Source organism: Candidatus Paceibacterota bacterium (assembly GCA_028714635.1).
Taxonomy (GTDB): Bacteria; Patescibacteriota; Minisyncoccia; order Phycocordibacterales; family JAQTLZ01; genus JAQTLZ01.
The window spans coordinates 1-3,248 of sequence record JAQTLZ010000020.1; the positions used below are offsets into that span (position 1 = coordinate 1).

Consider the following 3,248-nt stretch of genomic DNA (forward strand, 5'->3'; position numbering starts at 1 on the left):
TCTTCTTTCGAGAAGCGCTGAATCTCTCCCTCAGCCACACACTGATCGAAATATTCAACCACTATTCGACAGCGATTAAGTATAGGGAATTCAAGTTCTGTTTTGCCGACAGAATCACCGCCAATTCCATTTATATGCACACCCGATTTTATCCAACTGTTTTTAAGGACATTAACATGCGCCCTGCAGGCCGTGCAGGTCGTGATAATATCTGATCCTCGTACTGTTTCCCTGGCATTCGAACAGCGCACCATTTTGAATTTACCGCCTTCCATATTCCGCTCGAACTTATCCATCGCCGAAGAATCGATATCGAAGTATCTTACTTCCTTGATGTCGCGAACCAGTGCGATTGCTCTCACAAGGAATTCGCTCTGCGCCCCCGTACCGACAATGGCGAGCGTATGACTATTTTTTCTTGCCATATAATCCGTCGCTATTGCCGTAGTGGCGGCAGTTCGCAGCGCAGTCAAAAGAGTCATCTCCGAAAATAGAAGAGGATAACCGGTATCTATCCGCGAAAGCTGCCCGGTTGCCACAACAGTCATAAGACCATTTTCTGGATTCTTTGGGTGGCAATTTACATACTTAAAGGCATAGTATGTCGCGTCACAAATAGGCATAAGTTCCAATACTCCGCCGGGCACATGCATTGCCGGACGAGGAATTTTATTAAACTCGTGCCAGCGTCTGAAATCATACCGAAGCTCTTTTATAAGTCCGGCTAAAAAATTTTCCAAACCATGTCGTTTTACCAGCTCGCTTACCAACTCAACAGATAATATTTTCATTGTTATTCCTTTTGTTAAACGTCTAGCTTTGGCGGGCTAAATAAAAAGCCCCTTCACCGGGGCCGCTTGAACGTATTTGATAAGAAATAATATACCCCGGCTGCTATTTAGGCATCGGTACGGGGAAAATAAAATGAAAATTTGAGAATTCTTTCGTCATAAGTACTTATCAAGTATACCACAGGCTATAACAACTGGGAAATACAGAAAAAAGTATGCGGGGTTGGAATCTCGGTCGTTACACGACCAGTTTCCTGTTTGGATTTTTTCTGAGAAAAAATGCTCAAACAGGCTTCGAGTCCTTCACGTAATGCGCCCCCGCGCATTACTCCTCTGCGCACAATAACAAAAAACTTCCGCTTTTGCGGAAGTTTTTTGTTATTGTGCGTCGGGTTGGATTCGAACCAACGAAGGCGTAAGCCAACAGATTTACAGTCTGCTCCCGTTGACCACTTGGGTACCGACGCATTTCCGTTACCTCATTACCCTACAAAGGTAACAGAAAATCCTTGAAAAAACAATGCGAAAGCCGCGATTGCCTTTGGGCAATCGCGGCTTCTTTAGTATTTGTATTTCAAGCTACAAGCTAACAGCTACAACCTACAAGCTGCCCCTTTACTTCACCCCCTCTCCCTTCCCCACTTGAATATCAGAGACAACACTTTTCTTTTCGCGTCGTCCGACTTTTCTCACTTCAAAAATAAATTCTTTTCCTTTCATTCCGACATACACCTCTCCTCCTTTCATAACCCCTCGGGAAATCATAAGATTCGCGACCGGCGTCATAAGTTTGTCCTGAATAAGACGTTTCAAAGGTCTCGCGCCGTATTGCGGATTGTAACCCTCTTTCGCCAAATACGAGAGCACTTCAGGTCCGACATCAAGCTTGATTTCTTTCGAGACAAGTCTCTCTTTCACAACTCCTATCTGAATATCCACAATTTCTTTGATGGCTTCTTCGCTCAAAATATCAAAGACAATAATATCATCGAGACGATTCAAAAATTCCGGTCGGAAATGGTCTTTGAGCGCGCCTTGCACTTTTGATTTGATTTCTTGATAATCGCTTTTTGCATTACCGGTGCTGAAACCGATTTTCTGCATCTTATCAATGTAGTTTGCGCCAATGTTCGAAGTAAGGACAATAATAGTGTTCTTAAAATTCACCATGCGTCCCTTCGCATCGGTAAGACGCCCATTATCCAAGACCTGAAGAAGAATGTTGAATACTTCCGGATGAGCTTTCTCGATTTCATCGAAGAGAAGAATCGAGTATGGTCGGTGCCTACCCAATTCTGTAATGCCTCCGCCTTCATCATACCCAACATATCCCGGGGGCGAGCCGATAATTTTCGAGACAGAATGTTTCTCCATAAATTCAGACATATCAACACGAATGAGAGCCTTCTCGTCATCAAACATAAATTTCGCGAGCGATTTCGTAAGCTCTGTTTTTCCCACTCCGGTAGGACCAAGGAAAATAAACGAGCCAATCGGGCGATTCGGATCTGCCACTCCAACGCGAGAACGCTTCACGGCATCGGAAATCTTTCGCACCGCTTCATCCTGGCCCTTAATCCTCGATTTGAGTTCCTCTTCCATACGAGCAAGCTTGCCAGCTTCTTCTTCAAGCATTCGAGTGACTGGAATTCCGGTCCATTTTGAAACAATGCCCGCTATATCATTTTCCACAATCTCTTCCTTCAAAATTCGGCGAGAGCTCTGTAATTTCTTTAATCGTTTTACTTTTGTCTCAAGTTCTTTTTCAAATTCAGGAATTTTGCCATAGCGAATTTCCGCCGCACGGGAGAGATCTGAATGAGCTTCGGCGCTTTCTCCTTCCATTCGAAGACTCTCGAGTTCCTTCTTAATTGTCTTGATTTCGGAAATGGTTTCTTTCTCGTTTTTCCACTTAAGCTCGATTTCAGATGTTTTTTCTTTCAAATCCGCAATTTCTTTCTGCAATTTAGCTACGCGGGCTTTCGCAATCTTCGACGTTTCTGCCTCTTTCTTCAAAGCTTCTTTTTCAATTTCAAGACGCATCACTTTTCGATGAGTCTCTTCAAGAACCGGGGGCATATCTTCGAGAGAAATTTTGAGCGACGATGCAGCTTCATCAATGAGGTCTACCGCTTTATCAGGCAAAAATCTATCGCTAATGTAACGGCTCGAAAGATTTACCGCCGCGATGATTGCATCGTCAGTGATGCGAACACCGTGGAAAAGCTCATATTTTTCTTTGAGTCCTCGGAGAATTGCGATAGCGTCTTCAATCGAAGGCTCGCTCACGTGCACGGGCTGAAAGCGTCTGGTAAGCGCGGGATCTTTTTCGATATGCCGAGAATATTCTTTCAGCGTCGTTGCGCCGATAGCGCGAAGTTCTCCACGGGCAAGCGCTGGCTTTAACATATTTGATGCGTCCATAGAACCTTCTGCAGCTCCGGCACCGACAATAGT

At 44.5% G+C, this 3,248-nt stretch carries 2 protein-coding genes and 1 tRNA gene; all 3 read right to left on the minus strand.

The window, feature by feature from the left end; all coding sequences use genetic code 11:
- The coding region (locus PHS53_05225; GenBank protein ID MDD5357511.1) for an ornithine cyclodeaminase at nt 1–791 on the minus strand (791 nt) is incomplete at its 3' end.
- Nucleotides 792–1,175: 384 nt separating this feature from the next.
- Nucleotides 1,176–1,258 (minus strand) — tRNA-Tyr (locus PHS53_05230).
- Nucleotides 1,259–1,406: 148 nt separating this feature from the next.
- On the minus strand, nt 1,407–3,248 hold a 1,842-nt coding region (locus tag PHS53_05235), incomplete at its 5' end, for an AAA family ATPase (protein ID MDD5357512.1).